The sequence below is a fragment of the Lysinibacillus sp. JNUCC 51 genome, from assembly GCF_015999525.1.
GTDB lineage: Bacteria > Bacillota > Bacilli > Bacillales_A > Planococcaceae > Lysinibacillus > Lysinibacillus xylanilyticus.
Genome location: NZ_CP065545.1, coordinates 1742303 through 1763811, shown reverse-complemented (window position 1 = coordinate 1763811; position 21509 = coordinate 1742303). Strand labels below are relative to the sequence as shown.

The 21509-nt window shown below is 39.1% G+C and carries 21 protein-coding genes; all 21 read left to right on the top strand.

The window, feature by feature from the left end; genetic code table 11:
* The first annotated feature begins 122 nt into the window (after window positions 1-122).
* Complete coding sequence (locus JNUCC51_RS08670) at window positions 123-479, top strand: response regulator (protein WP_337991645.1); 357 nt, start codon at window positions 123-125, stop codon at window positions 477-479.
* An 825-nt stretch (window positions 480-1304) separates the two neighbouring features.
* Window positions 1305-2159, top strand: coding sequence for a class II fructose-bisphosphate aldolase (locus JNUCC51_RS08665; protein ID WP_053484464.1), 855 nt, complete (start codon window positions 1305-1307; stop codon window positions 2157-2159).
* Window positions 2160-2444: 285 nt separating this feature from the next.
* Complete coding sequence (gene fsa, locus JNUCC51_RS08660; protein WP_049668001.1) at window positions 2445-3095, top strand: fructose-6-phosphate aldolase; 651 nt, start codon at window positions 2445-2447, stop codon at window positions 3093-3095.
* Window positions 3096-3158: 63 nt separating this feature from the next.
* Window positions 3159-4445, top strand: a complete 1287-nt coding sequence (gene murA / locus JNUCC51_RS08655) for a UDP-N-acetylglucosamine 1-carboxyvinyltransferase (protein WP_337991644.1) — start codon at window positions 3159-3161, stop codon at window positions 4443-4445.
* Window positions 4446-4540: 95 nt separating this feature from the next.
* On the top strand, window positions 4541-5497 hold the full coding sequence (gene glpX / locus JNUCC51_RS08650) for a class II fructose-bisphosphatase (RefSeq protein ID WP_100546229.1): 957 nt from the start codon (window positions 4541-4543) through the stop codon (window positions 5495-5497).
* A 275-nt stretch (window positions 5498-5772) separates the two neighbouring features.
* Window positions 5773-7056, top strand: coding sequence for a transcription termination factor Rho (gene rho, locus JNUCC51_RS08645; protein WP_337991643.1), 1284 nt, complete (start codon window positions 5773-5775; stop codon window positions 7054-7056).
* Between the two features lie 352 nt (window positions 7057-7408).
* On the top strand, window positions 7409-7612 hold the full coding sequence (rpmE, locus tag JNUCC51_RS08640; RefSeq protein ID WP_053484459.1) for a 50S ribosomal protein L31: 204 nt from the start codon (window positions 7409-7411) through the stop codon (window positions 7610-7612).
* A 184-nt stretch (window positions 7613-7796) separates the two neighbouring features.
* Entirely contained in the window at window positions 7797-8369 is a 573-nt protein-coding gene (locus JNUCC51_RS08635; RefSeq protein WP_197139666.1) for a thymidine kinase, read from the top strand.
* A 197-nt stretch (window positions 8370-8566) separates the two neighbouring features.
* Window positions 8567-9643 carry a peptide chain release factor 1 gene (prfA, locus tag JNUCC51_RS08630; protein WP_337991642.1) on the top strand — a complete coding sequence of 359 codons (1077 nt, stop codon included), beginning with the start codon at window positions 8567-8569 and terminating at the stop codon, window positions 9641-9643.
* Complete coding sequence (gene prmC / locus JNUCC51_RS08625; RefSeq protein WP_337991641.1) at window positions 9630-10490, top strand: peptide chain release factor N(5)-glutamine methyltransferase; 861 nt, start codon at window positions 9630-9632, stop codon at window positions 10488-10490. The genes prfA and prmC overlap by 14 nt, the downstream gene beginning before the upstream one ends.
* A gap of 44 nt (window positions 10491-10534) precedes the next feature.
* Window positions 10535-11146, top strand: coding sequence for a stage II sporulation protein R (locus JNUCC51_RS08620; RefSeq protein ID WP_337991640.1), 612 nt, complete (start codon window positions 10535-10537; stop codon window positions 11144-11146).
* Between the two features lie 101 nt (window positions 11147-11247).
* Window positions 11248-12282: an L-threonylcarbamoyladenylate synthase gene (locus JNUCC51_RS08615; protein WP_337991639.1), complete on the top strand. Its 1035-nt coding sequence runs from the start codon at window positions 11248-11250 to the stop codon at window positions 12280-12282.
* 334 nt (window positions 12283-12616) lie between these two features.
* Window positions 12617-13114 carry a manganese efflux pump MntP gene (locus JNUCC51_RS08610; protein ID WP_337991638.1) on the top strand — a complete coding sequence of 166 codons (498 nt, stop codon included), beginning with the start codon at window positions 12617-12619 and terminating at the stop codon, window positions 13112-13114.
* 24 nt (window positions 13115-13138) lie between these two features.
* On the top strand, window positions 13139-13579 hold the full coding sequence (locus tag JNUCC51_RS08605) for a low molecular weight protein arginine phosphatase (RefSeq protein WP_337991637.1): 441 nt from the start codon (window positions 13139-13141) through the stop codon (window positions 13577-13579).
* A gap of 8 nt (window positions 13580-13587) precedes the next feature.
* Window positions 13588-14871, top strand: a complete 1284-nt coding sequence (locus JNUCC51_RS08600) for a methyl-accepting chemotaxis protein (protein WP_337991636.1) — start codon at window positions 13588-13590, stop codon at window positions 14869-14871.
* A 131-nt stretch (window positions 14872-15002) separates the two neighbouring features.
* Window positions 15003-15713 carry a hypothetical protein gene (locus JNUCC51_RS08595; protein WP_337991635.1) on the top strand — a complete coding sequence of 237 codons (711 nt, stop codon included), beginning with the start codon at window positions 15003-15005 and terminating at the stop codon, window positions 15711-15713.
* Window positions 15710-16039 (top strand): hypothetical protein, encoded by a 330-nt coding sequence (locus JNUCC51_RS08590; protein WP_337991634.1) that lies wholly within the window; start codon window positions 15710-15712, stop codon window positions 16037-16039. The genes JNUCC51_RS08595 and JNUCC51_RS08590 overlap by 4 nt, the downstream gene beginning before the upstream one ends.
* Window positions 16040-16524: 485 nt before the next feature.
* Entirely contained in the window at window positions 16525-16962 is a 438-nt protein-coding gene (gene rpiB, locus JNUCC51_RS08585) for a ribose 5-phosphate isomerase B (protein ID WP_049668015.1), read from the top strand.
* A 107-nt stretch (window positions 16963-17069) separates the two neighbouring features.
* Window positions 17070-17612 carry a TIGR01440 family protein gene (locus JNUCC51_RS08580; protein WP_337991633.1) on the top strand — a complete coding sequence of 181 codons (543 nt, stop codon included), beginning with the start codon at window positions 17070-17072 and terminating at the stop codon, window positions 17610-17612.
* A gap of 60 nt (window positions 17613-17672) precedes the next feature.
* Window positions 17673-18914: a serine hydroxymethyltransferase gene (glyA, locus tag JNUCC51_RS08575; protein ID WP_337991632.1), complete on the top strand. Its 1242-nt coding sequence runs from the start codon at window positions 17673-17675 to the stop codon at window positions 18912-18914.
* A 382-nt stretch (window positions 18915-19296) separates the two neighbouring features.
* The gene (locus JNUCC51_RS08570; protein WP_337991631.1) at window positions 19297-21447 is read left to right on the top strand and encodes an EAL domain-containing protein; all 2151 of its coding nucleotides are present in this window, start codon (window positions 19297-19299) and stop codon (window positions 21445-21447) included.
* The last annotated feature ends 62 nt before the right edge of the window (window positions 21448-21509 follow it).

The following is a 21509-nucleotide window of genomic DNA, read 5'->3' as shown; positions in this document are numbered from 1 at the left end:
AGAGCATAAAGCAAAAGCAGATAATTTATAATACTAGAAGGTATTAAAGGGTTAAAGGAGAATAATACATAATATAGGAAGTTTTATGCAAGAATAAAAACTCAGAAAGGGCGGAATGAGATGTGAAACGATTACTAATTGTCGATGATCAACCAGGAATTCGTTTACTTTTAAATGAAGTGCTGAAAAAGGAAGGGTATGTTACATATTTAGCAGCAAATGGTATGGAAGCGTTGAAATATGCTGAAGAGGAAATGGATTGTGTCTTATTAGACATGAAAATTCCAGGGATGGATGGCATAGAAATTTTAAGGCGCTTAAAAGAGAAGTGGCCACAACTCCCAGTATTCATGATGACTGCATATGGTGAATTGGAAGTTGTACAAGAGGCATTAGATTTAGGAGCAATTCGATACTTTACTAAGCCTTTCGATATTTTTGAAGTGCGTGATGAAGTTAATAAAGCATTAAATGGTTAGATGAACAGGCAGTGGTCAACACCGCCTGTTTTTCATGGTTGATATAAGATTTGTAGTATTTTTCTACCGTTTCATATTCACATACCGCCAAAATACATGGCTCATCATCATGACGTGAAGTTGATTTCCGTTCCGACTGGGTGCGTCCGATGAGCTGGTGAATACTACACTACGGCACTGCCACTCAGTTACACTCCGCTTTCGTGCAGAAAAGAATACACTGTCGCTGCGTTACACTCCGCTTTCGCGTAGAAAACAAGACGCTGTCGCTGCGTTGCACTCCGCTTTCGCGTAGAAAACAAGACGCTGTCGCTGCGTTGCACTCCGCTTTCGCGTAGAAAACAAGACGCTGTCGCTGCGTTGCACTCTGCTTTCGCGTAGAAAACAAGACGCTGTCGCTGCGTTGCACTTCGCTTTCGCGTAGAAAATAAAAGCCCCTGCTTTTCAGGGGCTGAACCTTCGTTCCGTTACACTGCACTGCGGTTGAGCACTGCCGCTGCGTTACACTCCGCTTTCGCGTAACCTTCGTTCCGTTACACTGCACTGCGGTTGGACGCTGTCGCTCCGTGCACTTCGCTTTCGCGTAGAAAATAACAGCCCCCGCTTTTCAGGGGCTGAACCTTCGTTTCGTTTCACTACACTGCGGTTGAGCACTGCCGCTTCGTTACACTCCGCTTTCGTGCAGAAAACGAGACGCTGTCGCTGCGTTGCACTTCGCTTTCGCGTAGAAAATAACAGCCCCTGCTTTTCAGGGGCTTTTATTTTTGCTATGATTAAATAGCATATCTATGTAGAAAGAATAGTCCTAAGAGGAGGATTTTTAGTATGGCATTAGTATCTATGAAAGAGATGTTAATTAAAGCAAAAGCAGAAGGTTATGCGGTTGGTCAGTTCAACATCAACAACCTTGAGTGGACTCAAGCAATTTTACAAGCGGCAGAAGAAGAAAAATCTCCAGTTATTCTAGGCGTATCTGAAGGCGCAGGTAAATATATGGGCGGATTCATCTCCGTTGTACACATGGTAAAAGGTTTGATGGAATCTTATGGCACTACAGTACCTGTGGCTATTCATCTTGACCATGGTTCAAGCTTTGAAAAATGTAAAGAAGCAATTGATGCAGGATTTACTTCCGTTATGATTGATGCATCTCATCATCCATTCGAGGAAAATGTTGCGACTACTTCAAAAGTAGTTGAGTACGCTCATTCGAAAGGTGTTTCTGTTGAAGCTGAGCTTGGTACAGTAGGTGGTGACGAGGATGGCGTAATTGGTGGTATTATGTACGCTGATCCAGAGGAATGCCGTAAAATGGTTGAACTAACAGATATCGATTGCTTAGCACCAGCACTTGGCTCTGTACATGGTCCTTATAAAGGAGAACCAAATTTAGGTTTTAAAGAAATGGAAGAAATCTCTAAATTAGCAGATCTACCATTAGTATTACATGGTGGTACAGGGATTCCAACAAAAGATATCCAACGCTCAATTTCATTAGGTACAGCAAAAATTAACGTTAATACTGAAAATCAAATTGCTGCTACAAAAGTAATCCGTGAAGTTCTTGATAATGATAAAGTTGTTTATGACCCTCGTAAATTCCTTGCTCCAGCACGTGAAGCGATTAAAACAACAGTTATCGGGAAAATCCGTGAATTTGGTAGTGCGCAAAAAGCATAATATTTGTATCTAAAAGCTACAAAAACACAGATGAATACACATAATAAGAGAAGTGTTGATGCTTTTATCGACCTTCTCTTGTTTTTGAAATAAAAAATTTTTGGCAAAAATTCAAATATAAGGCTTATCACCAAAAGTTGGGGATGGCATTTGCGTTAAAACGTATGTAATGTATAATAGTTGATTTCCACTTCGACTGACCGACCCTAGGAAGGCGCCCATTCGGAATGGAAATTAAACCAACGTTATGGTAATGAGCCAAAACAGTGATCAGGAGGGAATATTATGAAATTTTTCATTGATACAGCAAACTTTGAAGAGATTAAAGAAGCACACGCATGGGGTATTTTATCAGGTGTTACTACAAACCCATCGTTAGTTGCTAAAGAAGAGAACGTTTCTTTCCATGATCGACTTCGTGAAATTACAGAGCTTGTAGATGGCTCAGTGAGTGGGGAAGTAATCGCTCTAGATGCAGAAGGTATGATTAAAGAAGGCTTAGAACTAGCTGCAATTGCTCCGAATATTACAGTTAAATTGCCAATGACTCCAGCTGGCTTAGAGGCATGTCGCTTCTTTGCAGACAAAGGTATTAAAACGAACGTAACATTAATCTTCAGTGCAAACCAAGCATTGATGGCTGCTCGTGCGGGTGCTACATATGTATCACCATTTATCGGTCGTCTAGATGATATGGGTCAAAACGGTGTAGAACTAATTGAAACGATTGCAGATATTTTCACAATTCATAATATCGATACGCAAATTATTGCTGCATCTATTCGTCATCCACAGCATGTAACAGCAGCGGCACTTGCTGGTGCACATATTGCAACTACTCCTTTTAAAGTATTAAAGCAACTTTTCCATCACCCATTAACGGAAAAAGGAATTGAAGGATTTTTAACGGATTGGAATAAGAGAAAAGGCAAATAATAAGATTATATAGTGAGCCAATTGCAGAAAAAATTACTTTCCAATCATGAGGGAGAACGCGAAATGGATGTTTACAAAATTACAGGCGAAAATCGTCTAAAGGGTACAATAAAAGTTAGTGGTGCAAAAAACAGTGCAGTCGCCTTAATTCCAGCATCAATTTTGGCGAACTCTCCAGTGACAATTGGAGGGATACCAGAAATTTCTGATGCATGGACGTTAAAGGCATTATTAGAGGAAATCGGTGGAGAAGTTTCATTTGAGGATGGCATAATGACCATTAATCCGACAGAAATGATTGCTTTGCCATTACCAAACGGCAACGTGAAAAAGCTTCGTGCTTCCTATTACTTAATGGGAGCGATGCTTGGTCGCTTTAAAAAAGCTGTTATTGGTTTACCAGGAGGCTGTTTCTTAGGGCCGCGTCCTATTGACCAACATATAAAAGGCTTTGAGGCATTAGGTGCGAAAATTACTAATGAGCATGGAGCAATTTATTTACGTGCTGATGAATTAATTGGTGCAAAAATATACTTAGACGTTGCTAGTGTTGGCGCAACAATTAATATTATGTTAGCCGCTGTCCTTGCAAAGGGACGTACGGTTATTGAAAATGCAGCAAAAGAACCGGAAATTATTGATGTAGCAACTCTTCTCACTAACATGGGAGCTAATATTAAAGGTGCAGGTACAAGTGTTATCCGTATTGAAGGTGTAGAGGAACTTCATGGTACGGAGCATACGATTATTCCAGATCGTATCGAAGCTGCTACATTTATGATTATGGCTGCCGCTTTAGGTGAAGGCATCACAATTGATAATGTTATTCCATTGCATTTAGAGGCGATTATTGCAAAGCTTCGTGAAATGGGTGTCAAAATTGAAATCGGTGAAGAAAGTATTTTTGTGCCAAAAACGGATCTCTCCACATTGCAAGCTGTTGATGTGAAAACATTAGTGTATCCTGGATTCCCAACTGATATTCAGCAACCACTTTCTGTTTTAATGTCTCAAGCATTTGGTTCCTCAAAGATAACAGATACAATCTATACGGCTCGATTTAAGCATATTGATGAACTTCGTCGTATGAATGCCAATGCACGCGTTGAAGGAAATACAGCAATTATTGCAGGTCCTAGTAAATTACATGGATCAACTGTAACAGCTACAGATCTTCGTGCTGGTGCCGCATTAGTATTAGCAGGCCTTTTAGCTGAAGGTGAAACGGAAATTCATGATATCTATCATATTGAGCGTGGTTATAGCTCACTTATTGAGAAATTACGTGATTTAGGCGCTGATATTCGACGTGAAACAATAATGGCTCGCGTAGCAGAGGCAAAGGAATAATGAGAGCTAAAAGTTTTGAACTAACTATGTTACAATAGAGGTAATTTGAATGTTTCGGCGAAGAAATATGCCGATAACGGGAGGCAAATAAAACAATGGAACGTAGTTTATCGATGGAAGTAGTACGAGTAACAGAGGCAGCAGCAATCGCATCCGGGAAATGGATGGGTCGCGGTTTGAAAATTGAGGCAGATGATGCAGCGACGACAGCGATGCGCGTAATGTTCGATACAATTCCAATGCATGCTACAGTAGTGATTGGTGAAGGCGAAATGGATGAAGCACCAATGCTTTATATTGGTGAAGAGCTTGGCCTACGTAATGGAGGTCCTCAAGTAGATATCGCAGTTGACCCATTAGAAGGTACAAATATTGTAGCAAAGGGTACAAATGGTGCAATGACAGTTCTTGCTATTGCAGATAAAGGTAATCTGTTAAACGCACCTGATATGTACATGGAGAAAATTGCAGTAGGACCAGAAGCAGCAGGTAAGGTAGATATTAACGCTTCTGTTACTTATAATTTATTACAGGTAGCGAAAGCTAAAAATAAAGATATTTCAGACGTAGTAGCTACACTTTTAGATCGACCACGTCACCAAGCAATTGTTGATGAAATCCGAGAAGCTGGAGCACGTATTAAATTTATTCAAGACGGCGACGTTGGAGCAGCTATCAATACTGCTTTTGATGAAACTGGCATTGATATTATGTTTGGTACAGGTGGTGCACCAGAGGGTGTAATTTCAGCTGTTGCATTAAAATGTCTAGGTGGAGACTTCCAAGCGAAGCTAGTGCCGGAAGATGAGGAACAGTTAGAACGTTGCAAAAAAATGGGTGTAGACGTAGATAAAGTTCTTTATTTAGATGACCTAGTTAAAGGTGACGATGCTATTTTTGCAGCGACTGCTGTAACAGATTGTGAGCTTTTAAAAGGCGTTCAGTATAAAGGAGCTTATGCATTAACACATTCGGTTGTTATGCGAGCTAAATCTGGAACTGTGCGTTTTGTAGAAGGTCGTCACGCTCTTGATAAAAAACCTAGCTATTAATAAAAATTTCTTCTAAAATATACCTAGTGCATCTTTTTGCGCTAGGTACCTTCTTCTAAATTTTCAACCATCCCATAGTTTTATAAGGCTATGCTATGCTTCAATGTTCGCATAGCTAATTCAAGTACCTATCGCTTTGATTCATACTGCTTCATTTCTGACCTACGCATGAAAACGCTGGCAGGTACGAAAAGATTACAGAGCCTATCGTAAAAAACTTCTTTAATACCCCCAAAAACAGCAATTATATTTTGAAAAAGACTGGAGTTGTGCATATGTCTACATTGACAATCGCTCAATTAGAAAACATGACGTTAAAAGAGCTTTACGCCCTTGCACGCCAATACAAAATTTCATATTATAGCAAGTTAACGAAAAAAGAATTAATATTTGCTATTTTGAAAACACGTTCGGAGCAAGAGGGTTATTTCTTTATGGAAGGTGTACTAGAAATTGTTTCGCAAGAGGGCTTTGGCTTCCTTCGACCAATTAACTATTCTCCAAGCAAAGAAGATATTTATATTTCTGCTTCTCAGATTCGTCGATTTGACCTAAGAAATGGGGACAAGGTATCTGGTAAAGTACGTCCACCTAAAGAAAACGAACGCTATTATGGACTACTACAGGTGGATGCTGTTAACGGTGAAGACCCAGAAGTAGCGAAGGAACGTGTGCATTTTCCTGCATTAACGCCTTTATATCCTGACCGACAAATTAAGCTTGAAACAACTCAACGTAATTTATCGACTCGTATTATGGATTTAGTGGCACCTGTAGGCTTTGGGCAACGTGGATTAATCGTTGCACCACCAAAGGCAGGGAAAACTTCTTTATTAAAAGAAATCGCGAATGCTATTACAACAAATTATCCTGACGCAGAGTTAATTGTCTTACTTATTGACGAACGCCCTGAGGAAGTAACTGATATTGAACGTTCTGTGAATGCAGATGTAGTGAGCTCGACTTTCGACGAGGTTCCAGAAAATCATGTGAAAGTTGCAGAAATTGTGTTAGAACGTGCACGCCGCTTAGTTGAGCATAAGCGTGATGTTATTATTTTAATGGACTCAATTACACGTTTAGCACGAGCTTACAACTTAGTTATTCCTCCGAGCGGTCGTACGCTTTCAGGTGGTATTGATCCTGCTGCATTCCATAGACCAAAACGATTCTTTGGATCTGCACGTAATATTGAAGAAGGCGGTAGCTTAACAATTTTAGCGACAGCTTTAGTGGATACAGGATCTCGTATGGATGAGGTCATTTATGAAGAATTTAAAGGAACAGGTAATTTAGAGCTTCATCTTGATCGCCAATTAGCAGAGCGTCGTATTTTCCCTGCGCTTGATATCCGCCGTTCAGGTACACGTAAGGAAGAGCTACTGCTTGAACCTGAGCAACTTGAAAAGCTATGGGCAATTCGTAAAACATTCTCGGACGCACCTGATTTTGCGGAGCGCTTCATGAAAAAATTACGTACGACAAAATCAAATGAAGAATTTTTTGAAAAGTTAAATGAAGATATGAAAAAAGCTACTAAAGGTAAGGGCTTACTATAAATATGAATCACCGTCGACTATAACAAGTTGATGGTGATTTTTAAATACTGGTATAACATCACCAAAAGTTACTTATATGAGTTGATAGGGGTGGAGGCTGACCGACTCCTCGTGCGCCATCAGGAAAGCACCGGGTTTGAACGGATATCAACCCCACGTTATATTGATATGTCTTAAAATTAAATGAAAAATACTAATCGAACATTAAAAACTATTGTCAAATGTATATTATATATGGTATTATTGCAAAGTATGCAACGTGTACATATGTAGCCGACATATTCGGGCTATGTAAGGTACAGTTCGATAATACTCTGTTCCAGATGGTTCAGGGCGAGAGGAGAAAACGAATATGAAACAAGGAATTCATCCAGATTACAAAGAAGCAACAGTAACTTGCTCTTGCGGTAATTCTTTCAAAACTGGTTCAGTAAAAGAAAACATCGTTGTCGAGTTCTGCAACGAATGTCACCCATTCTATACTGGCCGTCAAAAATTCGCGTCTACTGATGGTCGCGTGGATCGTTTCAACAAAAAATACGGTCTTAAAAACTAATGTTAGTTTAATACCTGCCAAGCATGTGCTTGGCAGGTATTTTTTTCAGTAAAATCAATTGTGTAACGGCATAATTGCGTCACCATCTATAAAGGTGAGAGACTTCTGTAGCTGAAAGAAGTTAAATACGTTGATGCGAGTCTTTTCAGTATCCAGATCGACATGAAGAAAGGGAGAAGACAAAATGGCACAGCTATATTTTAAACACGGTGCAATGAATAGTGGTAAATCCATAGAAATTCTAAAAGTTGCACATAACTATGAAGAACAACAAAAACCTGTAATGATGTTTACACCAGGCATAGATACGCGAGATGAAGTAGGCTTTATCTCAAGTCGAGTAGGCTTACGTCAACAAGCCATTCCTGTTAATGACGATACAAATATTTTTGAGCTAGTAAAAAACAATGCTGTAAAACCATATTGTGTACTTGTTGATGAAGTACAATTTCTAAAAAAAGAGCATGTTTTGCAGTTAGCATATATCGTAGATGAGTTAGATATTCCGGTCATGGGCTTCGGTCTAAAAAACGATTTCCAAAATGAGTTATTTGAAGGCAGTCAGTACATGCTTACATATGCAGATAAAATTGAGGAAATGAAAACGATTTGCTGGTTCTGTCATAAAAAAGCGACTATGAATTTACGTGTTGATGAAAGTAGAAAGCCTGTTTATACAGGTGATCAAATTCAAATTGGCGGAAATGATTCATACTATCCTGTTTGTCGAAAATGTCACGCGCATCCGCCGCTATAATGCACAGAGCTTCAGTTGATAGAACTAAGAAAAAGTAGCATACATGCGGAAATTTCCTTATACTAAGTAGTGGAAATATAGAAAGTTCATAAATAATCCTTACGCGCTTTAGCGTAATTCTGATGAACGTTTCTCTTTTCAGTAATGATTGTTAAAAAGAGCAAACGTCATAAAAAACTAAATAGAGGTGAAATCCAATGTTCGATCGATTACAAGCAGTGGAGGATCGTTACGAAAGGTTAACAGAACTTTTAAGTGATCCCGATATTGTGAATGATAGTAAAAAATTACGTGAATATTCCAAGGAACAATCAGATATCCAGGAAACTGTAGATGCTTATCGTGAATATAAAAGTGTAAAAGAGCAATTAGCTGATACACGTGAAATGTTAGATAGTGAAAAAGATCCTGATATGCATGAGATGGTGAAAGAAGAATTCAACCTACTAAAAGAACAGCAAGAAGAGTTAGAAGAACGTTTACGTATTCTATTAATTCCAAAAGATCCTAATGATAATAAAAACGTTATTATGGAGATTCGTGGTGCAGCGGGTGGAGACGAGGCGAATATTTTTGCGGGAGATTTATTCCGTATGTACTCTCGTTATGCTGAGACACAAGGCTGGAAAATTGACGTAATGGAAGCTACTCCAAATGCAATGGGTGGCTATAAAGAAGTTATCTTTATGATTAACGGTCAAGGTGCATATTCAAAATTCAAATTTGAAAATGGTGCACACCGAGTACAACGTGTACCTGCAACAGAATCTCAAGGGCGAATTCATACATCAACAGCGACAGTAGCTTGCTTACCTGAAGTTGAAGAGGTAGATGTTGAAATCCATGAAAAAGATATCCGAGTAGATACATTTGCATCTTCTGGTGCAGGTGGTCAATCGGTAAATACAACGATGTCAGCTGTGCGTATGACTCACTTACCGACAGGTGTTGTTGTATCGATGCAGGATGAACGATCACAAATTAAAAACCGTGAAAAAGCAATGAAAATTCTACGTGCTCGTGTTGCTGATATGTATCTGCAAGAAGCGCAAAAGGAAATCGATGCTACACGTAAATCAGCTGTAGGTTCGGGCGATCGCTCTGAGCGTATTCGCACATACAATTATCCACAAAACCGTGTGACAGACCACCGTATTGGTTTAACGATTCAAAAACTAGATCAAATCGTCGAAGGTAGACTAGACGAAATCATTGATGCGCTTATTTTAGAGGAACAAGCATCAAAGTTAGAGCGATTAAATGATGACCTATAATAATGTAATGGAGGCCCTTCAATGGGCTTCTTCTTTTTTAGTGGATAATGGTCGTGAGGAAACGGCAGCACGTATTGTCATGCAGCATATACTTGGCACTAGCTATTCAGAAGTCATGTTACGCCTTCAAGACGTATTAACAGCTGAACAAAAAGAAAAATTTCAAGAACTCATCGAAGAGCATGCGAGTGGACGACCTGTACAGTATTGCCTCGGTAGTGAAGAATTTTATGGCCGTTCATTTATTGTCGATGAGTCAGTACTTATTCCTAGACCTGAGACCGAGGAATTAGTGCTTGGAACAATTAATCGTATGAACAAAATATTTAATGATCAAACAGTGAAGCTTGCAGATATCGGAACTGGTAGTGGTGCAATTGCTATTTCTATGAAGCTAGAATGTCCAGAGCTAATGGTCGTAGCCACTGATTTATCCGAAGCTGCTTTAACTACAGCACAAAGAAATGCTCAAAGATTAGCGGCGGATATTGATTTTCGACTAGGGGATTTAACGAAGCCTCTGGCAGGCGAGAAATTTGATATCGTGTTATCGAATCCACCGTATATTGCTTTTGAAGAGGCGAAAGAGATGTCAAGTACCGTGCTAGAGCATGAACCGCATAGTGCGCTTTTTGCAGAAGAAGACGGACTTATTTTATATAGAAAGTTGGCTGAGCAGCTTCCGCCCCTTATGAATAAACCAGCGCTCATTGGTCTTGAGATCGGTTATACACAAGGGGAGCAGGTGGCTCAATTCTTTAAAAATAGTTTTCCACAGGCTACAATTTCGATAGAAAAAGATATAAATGGTAAGCCTCGAATGATTTTTTGTGAAATTCATGTATAAAGTATCTACTTCTTGCCAACAATGTTGAGCAAGGAGGGATTTTTATGTTAAACGAATACAAGATTATTAGATTACCTAAACGAAATATTTTTCTAGCTTTTGCGAGATTAGTATTTATTGCGATTGCTTTACAATTATGTATTTTATATATTCCATCATTAGTAGGTTTTGCGAAAGAGTCTATCAATCAGGAACAAGAAAATGATTTTCGTATACGCGTTATTGCTAATAGCAATACGACTCAGGATCAGCATGAAAAAGAGGAGCTTGTCAAAAATTTAAAGCCCTATTTTAATCGATTAGTAGCTAGTGCTGGACCGAAAACTGTGGATAACGAGCAAATACTTTCATTAAAACAAGAAATTGAAACAGAAATAAAAGAAAATTATCCACAGCTGCATACACAAGTTGTAATTGGGGATAACTTATTTCCGCCAAAGCGAAAGGACGCTGTACTTTATCCACAAAATTTATATCAATCGATTGTCGTGAAAATCGGTGATGCACGTGGTGATAACTGGTGGTGTAGCGTATTCCCATCAATTTGTGAGCCTACTAAAGCAGAAGCGAAAGAAGAAGTAAAAGAAGAAGTAAAAGAAGAGAAGGAACAAGTTACATTTTTTATATGGGAATGGATTAAAGGTCTTTTTGAATGAATTGTTCACGAATTCAGATAACTTATGCACAATTTTTAATAAGTTATAAACATTATGTGGATAATTCAGTAAAAACGAATAATTGAAGGAAGGTTTTAATTATGGAAACCGTTTGCAAGATTGTGGACAGTAATGTGAATAGTCAGACAAATTATACACAAGCTGTGGATATCTTAAATGCGGGTGAGGTCGTGGCATTTCCGACAGAAACGGTTTATGGCCTAGGGGCTGTTGCAACGAATGACACTGCAGTCAAAAAGATATTCGAAGCAAAAGGTCGTCCTTCTGACAATCCGCTAATTGTCCACATTGGCACGAAAGAGGAAGTTGAACTTTATATAGAGCATATTTCTGAAGTAGCCAAAAAATGCATGGATTTATTTTGGCCGGGTCCACTGACACTTGTAATGCCTGCAAAGCCAAATGTGCTGGCAGAAAGTGTGACAGCTGGTTTATCGACTGTCGGCATTCGTATGCCAGATCATCCAGTTGCGCTCGACTTACTTCAACAATTAAAAAAGCCACTTGCTGCGCCGAGTGCTAATCGTAGTGGAAAGCCAAGTCCTACAGAAGCAATACATGTTCAGGATGATTTGGGAGGGTACATACCTTATATTTTAGATGGAGGCTCTACTGGGATTGGACTCGAATCTACAGTGTTAGATGTTACACACGAACCTCCAGTAATTTTGCGTCCAGGCGGAATTACGAAGGAAATGTTAGAGGCTAAGATTGGTCAAGTACTTCAACCTTCAAAAATAGAGCAGAAATTAGAAGCTACTCCAAAAGCCCCTGGTATGAAATATACACACTATGCTCCTAACGCCCCTGTACTATTAATTGAATGTAATTTGGAGAAAGTACATGAGGCTGTACATCAATTACAAAAACAAGGGCATAAAGTAGCGTTACTTGCACCAGCTAGCTTTGTTGACAGCGAGGCTGATTTTTATTTCTCGGTAGGAGAGGCCGGTAGTAAAGAAGAAATGGGTGCGACATTGTATCATGCTCTAAGAGCTTGCGATAAAACAACAGCTACAATTATCCTGGCGACTACTACATCGACTGAAGGTGTAGGGGCTGCAATTATGAATCGTCTTGAGAAAGCAGCTGGAGGAAAATGGTATACTCCGTAAATAAAATAGCATGCTAGAAGCTACTTCTGGCATGCTATTTTTGTATTGGAGATAAAGTGAAGCTTTAATGATTGTTTTATATAACGAAAGTATAGCATCAGCTACAAGTGTTTGGCACAGATCTAATACTGCCATTAATGCGGGATAAAATCTGCTTAGACTTTTTTACCTGAGTAATAGCTGTAGCGAGCCTAGAAAGTTTTTACTATAAATGATGGTGATTGTTCATTTTTGGAGTGACTTTTAACACCTACTTGTAAGTAAAATGTAATATGATAATACTGTATTTTCGAGCATAAAATGATAAAATATTAGAGAGCGAAGGAGTGCTTTCTTGCAGGGGATTCTTGCAGGTATATTAACGTCTGTAGATGTGATTGGTTTATATGTATTAATACCAAATGTTAGATATCGATTTTTTTTATCAGTTTGGACAGCTGCTTTGCATATGCTGTTCCCGTTGTTAGGCTTCGAATTAGGAAACTATTTAGTACGTTTCCTTTTAGAATGGGGACAATGGATTTCGAGTATATTATTATTTTGCATGGGCTTACATTTATTGTTATTTTCGCGAAGAAATGAAAGGGTGACAATTTCACCAATACTTTTAGCTGTGACTGCAAGCCTAGATGCCTTTTCAGTAAGTGTTTCTTTTGGTATGCTAAACTTAGAGAAAACAGTATTTATGTTAAGCGCAGGTGTAAGTGCACTTATTTGCTCTTATGGGTCATTAGTCATTGCACATAGAAGTCAGGTTTTACTCGGCAATAAATTTCAAATCATTACAGGGGTTTTTTTTATCATTATGGGTTTCCTAGCTATCCGACAATAGAGAAAAACGTGGAGGGTGATAAGTATGAAAATACTATTTGTTTGCACTGGGAATACTTGTCGCAGTCCAATGGCAGAGGTTATTTTAAAACATAAACAAATGGCTGATGTTGAGGTCCGTTCAGCTGGTATTTATGCCATGCCAAATGCGGAAATGTCTGCACATGCACAACAAGTATTATATGAAGCAAATATGACGCATCAGCATTTAGCAACACAATTATCAATAGCTGAAATGGAGTGGGCTGATTTAATTTTAACAATGACTACAGCTCACAGGGATACAATAATCGCTAATTATCCAAATGCAGAAAGAAAAGTCTTTACTTTAAAAGAGTATACAAGTGAAGGTAGCGGAGGAAATGTTGTAGATCCTTATGGTGGTAGTAAAGAAATATATATAGAAACATTTGCAGAATTAACAGAATTGGTAGAACGATTGGTAAAAAAAATAGAAGAGAATTGAGGGTCGCTATGAATAAAAAGTTTGGCTTACGACTTAAACTAGTATTATTTGTTAGTATTCTTGCACTAATCACCTACAGTATTAGTTTTATATTTATCGAATATTTACAACCTACCTTTTTCCCAGATATCGATCGTAAACTATTTGAAATTTTTACTTACGTATCAGGGATAGTATGGTCAGGCATTTTGGCTGCAGTTTTCAGTGTAATTTTAATTAAACCTTTACAGCAGCTCGAAAACTCAGCTTCACGAGTAGCAGAAGGGAAAATTGGACAGGATGTAGAAATGCCTAAAACAAATGATGAAATTCGTTCTGTTGCAGAGGCATTCCAACAAATGGTGTTAAACTTAAGAGGAATGGTGGAAAGCATAGATAGTAACTTCCAACAAACCAATCAATCAATTATCCAACTATCTGATGAAGCAGCCGTTGCAACAAAAAAAGCAGAGAATATTGCTTATACAGTAAAGCATATTTCTTCTGGTGCCGAGACATCTGCAACGGCAGTTCAAGATACAGCTGAAGCAATTGAAGATGTACGAGCTCTCGCGACAGAAGTCAATAGTAGAGCAGAGGCATCAGCAACGCAATCTAAAGAGATTTTACATAATTTGACGACAACAACAACAGCGATTGAAACGTTAGTGAACAGTATTCAGCAAATCGCGGCTGGCAATACTGAGGCATTAGAAAGTATCCGTCTATTAGAAGAAAATGCTGGACAGGTAGAACGCATCATTAGCTTAGTTGGCGATATCGCAGCACAAACAAATTTACTAGCTTTAAATGCTTCGATTGAAGCAGCTCGTGCTGGCGAACATGGCAAAGGCTTTGCTGTTGTAGCTGAAGAAGTTCGTAGTTTAGCTGATGAAAGTGCGAAAGCAGTACAGGGCATTACTTCCCTTATTCAATCCATGCAACAAAACGTTGAAATTGTTGTAAAACAAATGAATCAACAGGTGGCATTTGCGACAAAAGAAGCTGCGCGAGTATCAGAAACTACGACTGCAGTAGAGGGAATGTCTTCAAGTGTTCATGAAATGGCGACATCGATTGTAGAAATCTCTACACTAATTGAACAGCAAATGCATAATATTGAAACAACTGCTCGTCAATCACAAGAAGTTGCAGCAATTGCTCAGGAAACGTCAGCAGGTGCACAAGAAGTTCGTAGTGCGGCAGAAGAACAAGCATTCGCAATTGAGCAAGTAGAAAAATTAGCAGAAGGCTTAAAGCAACAATCAGAAGAACTGCATAAGATGATTCAACAATTTGATAGACAAGCATAAATATGAAGATTTTAGACTGTAGATAAACTCGGATGAGGTCCGAGTTTGCTACAGTTTTTTATATTTTATATGAAGGTTTGTACATAGTGCCTGTAGAGATGATCGTGGCGGATTGAAGATGAGCGGAAGTGATGGATAACGCACCGAATGACGGAAAGAATAGGCAAAGCGATGGAAGGAAGAGCAGTAACGGCGGAAAGTCTACCAAGCGACGGAAAGGAAAGCGGCAACGACGGAAAGAACAGCTGAAGCGACGGATGGAGAGTGGAAACCGACGGAAGGAAGAGCTGCAACGAAGGAAGAGTTGCAACGACGGAAAGTCCACCAAGCGACGGAAAGGAAAGCGGCAACGACGGAAAGAACAGCCGAAGCGACGGATGGAGAGAGGAAACAGACGGAAGGAAGAGCTGCAACGAAGGAAAGCCCGCGAAGCGACGGAAAGAAAAGCAGCAACGACGGAAAGAACAGCCGAAGCGACGGATGGAGAATGGAAACCGACGGAAGGAAGAGCTGCAACGAAGGAAAGCCCGCGAAGCGACGGAAAGAAAAGTGGCAACGACGGAAAGAAAAGCGGCAACGACGGAAAGAACAGCCGAAGCGACGGATGGAGAGAGGAAACCGACGGATGGAGAATGGGAACCGACGGAAGGAAGAGCTGCAACGAAGGAAAGCCCGCGAAGCGACGGAAAGAAAAGCGGCAACGACGGAAAGAAGAGCCGAAGCGACGGATAGAGAGAGGAAACAGACGGAAGGAAGAGCTGCAACGAAGGAAAGCCCGCGAAGCGACGGAAAGAAAAGCAGCAACGACGGAAAGAAGAGCCGAAGCGACGGATGGAGAATGAGAACCGACGGAAGGAAGAACAGTAACGAAGGAAAGTCCACCAAGCGACGGAAAGAAAAGCAGCAACGAAGGAAAGCCCGCGAAGCGACGGAAAGAAAAGCGGCAAAGACGGAAAGAAGAGCCGAAGCGACGGATGGAGAATGGGAACCGACGGAAGGAAGAGCTGCAACGAAGGAAAACCCACCAAGCGACGGAAAGGAAAGCGGCAACGACGGAAAGAACAGCCGAAGCGACGGATGGAGAGAGGAAACCGACGGAAGGAAGAGCAGCAACGAAGGAAAGCCCGCGAAGCGACGGAAAGAAAAGCAGCAACGACGGAAAGAATAGCCGAAGCGACGGATTGAGAATGAGAACCGACGGAAGGAAGAACAGTAACGAAGGAAAGTCCACCAAGCGAAGGAAAGAAAAGCAGCAACGACGGAAAGAACAGCCGAACCGACGGATAGTACATCAAACTAAGAAAGCCTCACATCTTTACGCCACACTCGCATTTTGCATAAAACCTCTCTGTAATACTAACTATTGGTAATACATAGAAAAAATATTGATATAGCATGTCCACTGCAATTGCAAAGCTAAAAAAACTTCAGAAGATAGAATATTACAACAAAAGACTATTATCCGAATTTATCAACATGATATTCACAATATCCTCAGGAAAATGAGTTTAAAGGTGAATAATTTTGTGCGTGCTTACAATAAATGTTCGTCTTTTAGGAGAAATCAGCATAAAAATGCAAGAAAAATCATGTTAATATTGAGATAGAAGTGGTACACTAGTGTTGACTATAATTTCGAAATGAGGGAACCCAGTGAGAATAGCAATTTCTTCTGATCACGGAGGCAATAATTTACGTCGTGAGATTATGCAGCTGTTAGATGAGCTAAATATTAGCTACGAAGATTTTGGTCCACAATCTGCGGATTCAGTAGACTATCCTGATTATGCAAAACCAGTTACTGAAGGTGTTGCTAGCGGGGAATTTGATAAAGGTATTTTAATTTGTGGTACAGGCATTGGTATGTCTATTGCTGCAAATAAAATTAAGGGGATTCGTTGTGCTTTAGTACATGATTTATTTAGTGCAAAAGCAACGCGTTGCCACAACGATTCAAATGTTTTAGCAATGGGTGAGCGTGTTATTGGGCCAGGCCTTGCACGTGAAATCGCTAAAGTATGGCTTGAAACAGATTTTGAAGGTGGTCGTCATACGCGACGCATTGAAAAAATCTCAGAGCTTGAGCAATAAGAAAAGCAATTAAGTTTGTTAACATATGTCCTAAGCTAGAAAGTTTCGTCAAAGAGTGCTTTTTAGCTGTTGGACATAAATATTAGAATAAAAAGGGGCTGAGCATAGTGGTTGTACAACAAATACGAACACATTTGACTCAGTTACTCAGTGAATTTGAAGAGCAGGTAACCCTACGACCAAATACTATTTTTGTTGTAGGCTGCTCGACATCTGAAGTGATTGGTCAGAAAATTGGCACAGCAGGCGCGCTTGAAATTGGAGAGGCGATTTTTGAGCCGTTGCAGGTATTTGCAAAGAAACATCAACTACATCTAGCGTTCCAAGGATGTGAGCACATTAATCGTGCTATTACAATGGAAGCAACAACTGCAGACCAATTTGGTTATGAGCCAGTAACCGTTGTACCAGTTCGTACAGCAGGTGGCTCGATGTCTGCTTATGCGTTTACGCAATTTACAAATCCAGTTGTTGTGGAATCTGTGCAAGCAAATGCAGGTATTGACATTGGTCAAACACTTATAGGTATGCATTTAAAAGCAGTAGCTGTTCCAGTTCGTACTTCTGTGCGGATGGTAGGAGAAGCAGTTGTTACCATTGCAACAACACGTCCAAAGCTGATTGGCGGAGAGCGTGCAGTATATAAATAAAATTACCTCTGAAATCAGTGGTATACAAATAACGATTATACTTAGGAGGCTTTTTCAAACATGGCATACGAAAAATTAGCAGTACAAGACAAAGCAGTATTAGACGGAATTCTTGCGGAAAAAAAACGTCAACAAGCAAATATTGAGTTAATCGCATCAGAAAACTTTGTATCTGAAGCAGTAATGGAAGCACAAGGTTCTGTTCTAACAAATAAATATGCTGAAGGTTATCCAGGTAAACGCTACTATGGTGGCTGTGAACACGTAGATGTTGTGGAAGATATCGCACGTGATCGTGTGAAAGAAATCTTTGGAGCAGAGTATGCAAACGTACAACCACACTCTGGTGCACAAGCAAACATGGCTGTATACCACACAATTTTAGAACCAGGTGATACTGTACTTGGGATGAATTTATCTCATGGCGGTCACTTAACACATGGATCTCCTGTAAACTTCTCAGGGATTCTATATAACTTCGTTGAATATGGCGTAACAAAAGATACTCAAGTAATCGATTATGAAGATGTACGCCAAAAAGCGTTAGAGCATAAGCCAAAACTAATTGTTGCGGGTGCATCTGCATATCCACGAGAAATCGATTTCGCTAAATTCCGTGAAATCGCTGATGAAGTAGGAGCATATTTCATGGTGGATATGGCACATATCGCTGGTCTAGTAGCTGCTGGTGAGCACCAATCACCAGTGCCATACGCTGATTTTGTAACATCTACAACACATAAAACATTACGTGGCCCACGTGGTGGTCTAATCCTTGCTTCGAAAGAATGGGAGCAAAAGCTTAACAAATCTGTATTCCCAGGTATCCAAGGTGGACCATTAATGCACGTAATCGCTGCAAAAGCTGTAGCATTCGGTGAAGCATTACAGCCAGAATTCAAAGAGTATGCAAAACAAATTAAAGCTAATGCTAAAGCTTTAGCAGAAGTATTAATTGCAGAAGGTGTTGAAATTGTTTCTGGTGGTACGGATAACCACTTGTTACTTCTTAATGTGAAATCTCTTGGCTTAACAGGAAAAGTAGCAGAGCATGCACTTGATGAAGTAGGCATTACAACAAATAAAAACACAATCCCTTACGATACAGAATCTCCATTCGTAACTTCTGGTATCCGTATTGGTACACCGGCAGTAACATCTCGTGGCTTCAATGAAGAGGACATGAAAGAAGTTGGAGCAATTATTGCTACGGTTCTTAAAAATCCAGAAGATGAAGCAGTCAAGGCTGAAGCGAAAGCTCGCGTAACAGCATTAACTGACAAACATCCATTATACGTATAATTTAATAGATAAGGCTGTGGTTAAAGTGATAGATTGCACTTTAATCACAGCTTTTTTATTAGTTAAAAGCAATTACAATGAAAGCATCACCGATGAGACCCCAGCAGCGAAGTGGCTTATCGGACGCCCTTAGGAAAGCGTCCGGTCGGAACTGAAATCAACAATACATTTTTAAAACGGGCCTATTTTTTATTAAAATGGAAATAAAATACTCCTATTTTTGAATTTATTTACATAAACTTAGTATAAAAGGGTATGAATAAATTGAAGCAAGACATATAATGTCCTTTTGTAGAAGGAATTTTTATAAAAGTGACAACTTATTGAATTTTTTATGTACAATGTAAGAGGGATCTAAAGTGATTTAGGGAGGAGGGGTTGGATGGTTACTAAAGCAATAATCAGAGAACATGAAATGCTATTAAATACAATTCGTAGGTTAGGTAATAATTCTAAAGAGAGTTACGTTATTTTTGATGCAACAAAGAATCATTGCGTAGTAGAATGTAATGATTTTTTTTGTACGCTTACAAATACTACACGTTCGCAAATAATAAATAGCGATTATTTTTCACTGATGTCAAACGAAGAAAAGACAACGATTGAAATGATTAAAGATAAAATACATAGCGGAGTCATGGTACAAGCGAAATTGCATCATAGTTGCTTCGATAAACCTCCTTTTTGGGCAGAGATACAAGCACTCCCATTTCAAAATAATAATAATGAAACATTATTTGTACTAGTAGTTGTGAAGGATGTTACTTACTATCATATCGAAGAATTTTTAATACACCTTGAGAAAGCTATGTACGAAGCGATTGAAAAGGATTATACCTTTGATAAAAAGATGAGCGTTATTTGCAGTAGTCTAGATGAATTCTTTATGCCGAAAATATCAAGTATGGTACTTGTCAAAGCGGAGGCAGATCAATTACAAGTTTTTAAAGGGAATGACAAAATAAAAAATTTGCCGGAGCGCTGTGAAAACAAAGATTTTTTTAAGAGAGTTATGCAAGGAGAGACATCTATTCTAGTTAAGAGTTTGGATGAAATAGATATTCCAATAGATCATAAAATGTTTGCCATTTCATCTGAAATGTCATTTGGATGGTTTATGCCAATATACAATCAGCAACACCAAGCAATTGGATTGTTTGCGATATTTTTAAAGCATCATTCCAGCAACCAAAAGTTTTATGAAAATATGTTCCAAAAAATCGGTGCTCTTGTTGCATTGGCATACTCGTACGAAAAAATACAAAAAAAGATATGGGATTTAGCCTATATCGATATTACAACGGGGCTGCCTAATCGACATGGTTTTTTAAACAAGGTAGAAAAAGAATACGGTCAAAATGGCAATATCAAAATCTTAAAGCCGAGCGAATTCCATCAAATTGTCGAGTTATATGGTCGTGAAGCGGGAGATGAGCTTTTGAGACAAATCGCTAAACGTCTAAATGAAGAGAAGAATGATGATAACGAATATATTGCTAGATTTACAAGCTCTAGTTTGATCATTGTAAATGCCACATCCGATGAAGATTTCTTCTATTATAAGAGGCGTATAAAAGAGATTATTCGTCAGCCTTTTATTGTGGGTGGGAAGCAAATTTATATTACACTGAAAACGGGAATTGCTTTTTATAATAATGAGATAAAAATTGCTGATGCGATTCGCTTTGCAGATAATGCTGTATCGTTTGCAGCCAATAAACCAGGTACTCATATGGAAATATTTACACTAGAAAGAAATGATGTGCTTGAGCAGCAAATGACAGTGTTAAACCATTTGGCACAAGCAATAAAAAATAAAGAAATCTCGGTGAATTTACAGCCAAAGGTTGATTTACGGACAGGTGAAATTCAAAGTATTGAAGCGCTTGCCCGCTGGATTTCCCCAAAACTCGGTTTCGTGTCACCGGCAATCTTTATCCCAGTGGCAGAAAGTGCAGGAAAGGTACGCGAAATCGATAATCAAATATTAGAGATTGTTCTTTCGTGGCTAGCAGAGCGCAAAAGATTAGGGAAAAATTTAGTGAATGTAGCAGTAAATATTTCGCCTGATCATTTTTACTACCCTGATTTTGTACAGGATACACTGGAGCTCGTTCAGAAATACGATATTGATCCGAGATATATCATTTTAGAAGTAACAGAAAATATAGGCCTAGTTGATTTTCAGACTGCTTTTTCTATTATCAAGGAATTAAAGGAGTACGGCTTTAAAACTTCGGTTGACGATTTTGGAACAGGTTTTTCATCACTAAGTTATTTACAAAGACTACCGTTTACTGAATTGAAAATAGATCGAAGCTTTATTAATGATATTAATGATGCAGCGACACTTGCTATTGTCCGATCCATTATTCAATTAGCATTAAACTTAGGAATGACATCGGTCGCTGAGGGTATTGAAAATAAAGAACAGGTTGAAATTTTACGAGCACTTGGCTGTAAAGTAGGACAAGGTTATTTCTATTATAAACCGATGACAATAGAACAGTTAGATGCAATACTCGATAAATAATTGCTATTATATGTAGCAAACATTCTTGAAAAGGAGTTGTCCCAAATTTATTTTTGAGACGA

Coding starts and splice junctions, on each gene's coding strand:
- fsa (WP_049668001.1), top strand. CDS start 2,445: ATGAAATTTTTCATTGATACAGCAAACTTTGAAGAGATTAAAGAAGCA.
- JNUCC51_RS08635 (WP_197139666.1), top strand. CDS start 7,797: ATGGCACAGCTATATTTTAAACACGGTGCAATGAATAGTGGTAAATCC.
- rho (WP_337991643.1), top strand. CDS start 5,773: ATGTCTACATTGACAATCGCTCAATTAGAAAACATGACGTTAAAAGAG.
- rpmE (WP_053484459.1), top strand. CDS start 7,409: ATGAAACAAGGAATTCATCCAGATTACAAAGAAGCAACAGTAACTTGC.
- prmC (WP_337991641.1), top strand. CDS start 9,630: ATGATGACCTATAATAATGTAATGGAGGCCCTTCAATGGGCTTCTTCT.
- prfA (WP_337991642.1), top strand. CDS start 8,567: ATGTTCGATCGATTACAAGCAGTGGAGGATCGTTACGAAAGGTTAACA.
- JNUCC51_RS08595 (WP_337991635.1), top strand. CDS start 15,003: ATGGATAACGCACCGAATGACGGAAAGAATAGGCAAAGCGATGGAAGG.
- JNUCC51_RS08665 (WP_053484464.1), top strand. CDS start 1,305: ATGGCATTAGTATCTATGAAAGAGATGTTAATTAAAGCAAAAGCAGAA.
- JNUCC51_RS08615 (WP_337991639.1), top strand. CDS start 11,248: ATGGAAACCGTTTGCAAGATTGTGGACAGTAATGTGAATAGTCAGACA.
- JNUCC51_RS08570 (WP_337991631.1), top strand. CDS start 19,297: ATGGTTACTAAAGCAATAATCAGAGAACATGAAATGCTATTAAATACA.
- murA (WP_337991644.1), top strand. CDS start 3,159: ATGGATGTTTACAAAATTACAGGCGAAAATCGTCTAAAGGGTACAATA.
- glpX (WP_100546229.1), top strand. CDS start 4,541: ATGGAACGTAGTTTATCGATGGAAGTAGTACGAGTAACAGAGGCAGCA.
- JNUCC51_RS08605 (WP_337991637.1), top strand. CDS start 13,139: ATGAAAATACTATTTGTTTGCACTGGGAATACTTGTCGCAGTCCAATG.
- JNUCC51_RS08600 (WP_337991636.1), top strand. CDS start 13,588: ATGAATAAAAAGTTTGGCTTACGACTTAAACTAGTATTATTTGTTAGT.
- JNUCC51_RS08620 (WP_337991640.1), top strand. CDS start 10,535: ATGTTAAACGAATACAAGATTATTAGATTACCTAAACGAAATATTTTT.
- glyA (WP_337991632.1), top strand. CDS start 17,673: ATGGCATACGAAAAATTAGCAGTACAAGACAAAGCAGTATTAGACGGA.
- JNUCC51_RS08590 (WP_337991634.1), top strand. CDS start 15,710: ATGAGAACCGACGGAAGGAAGAACAGTAACGAAGGAAAGTCCACCAAG.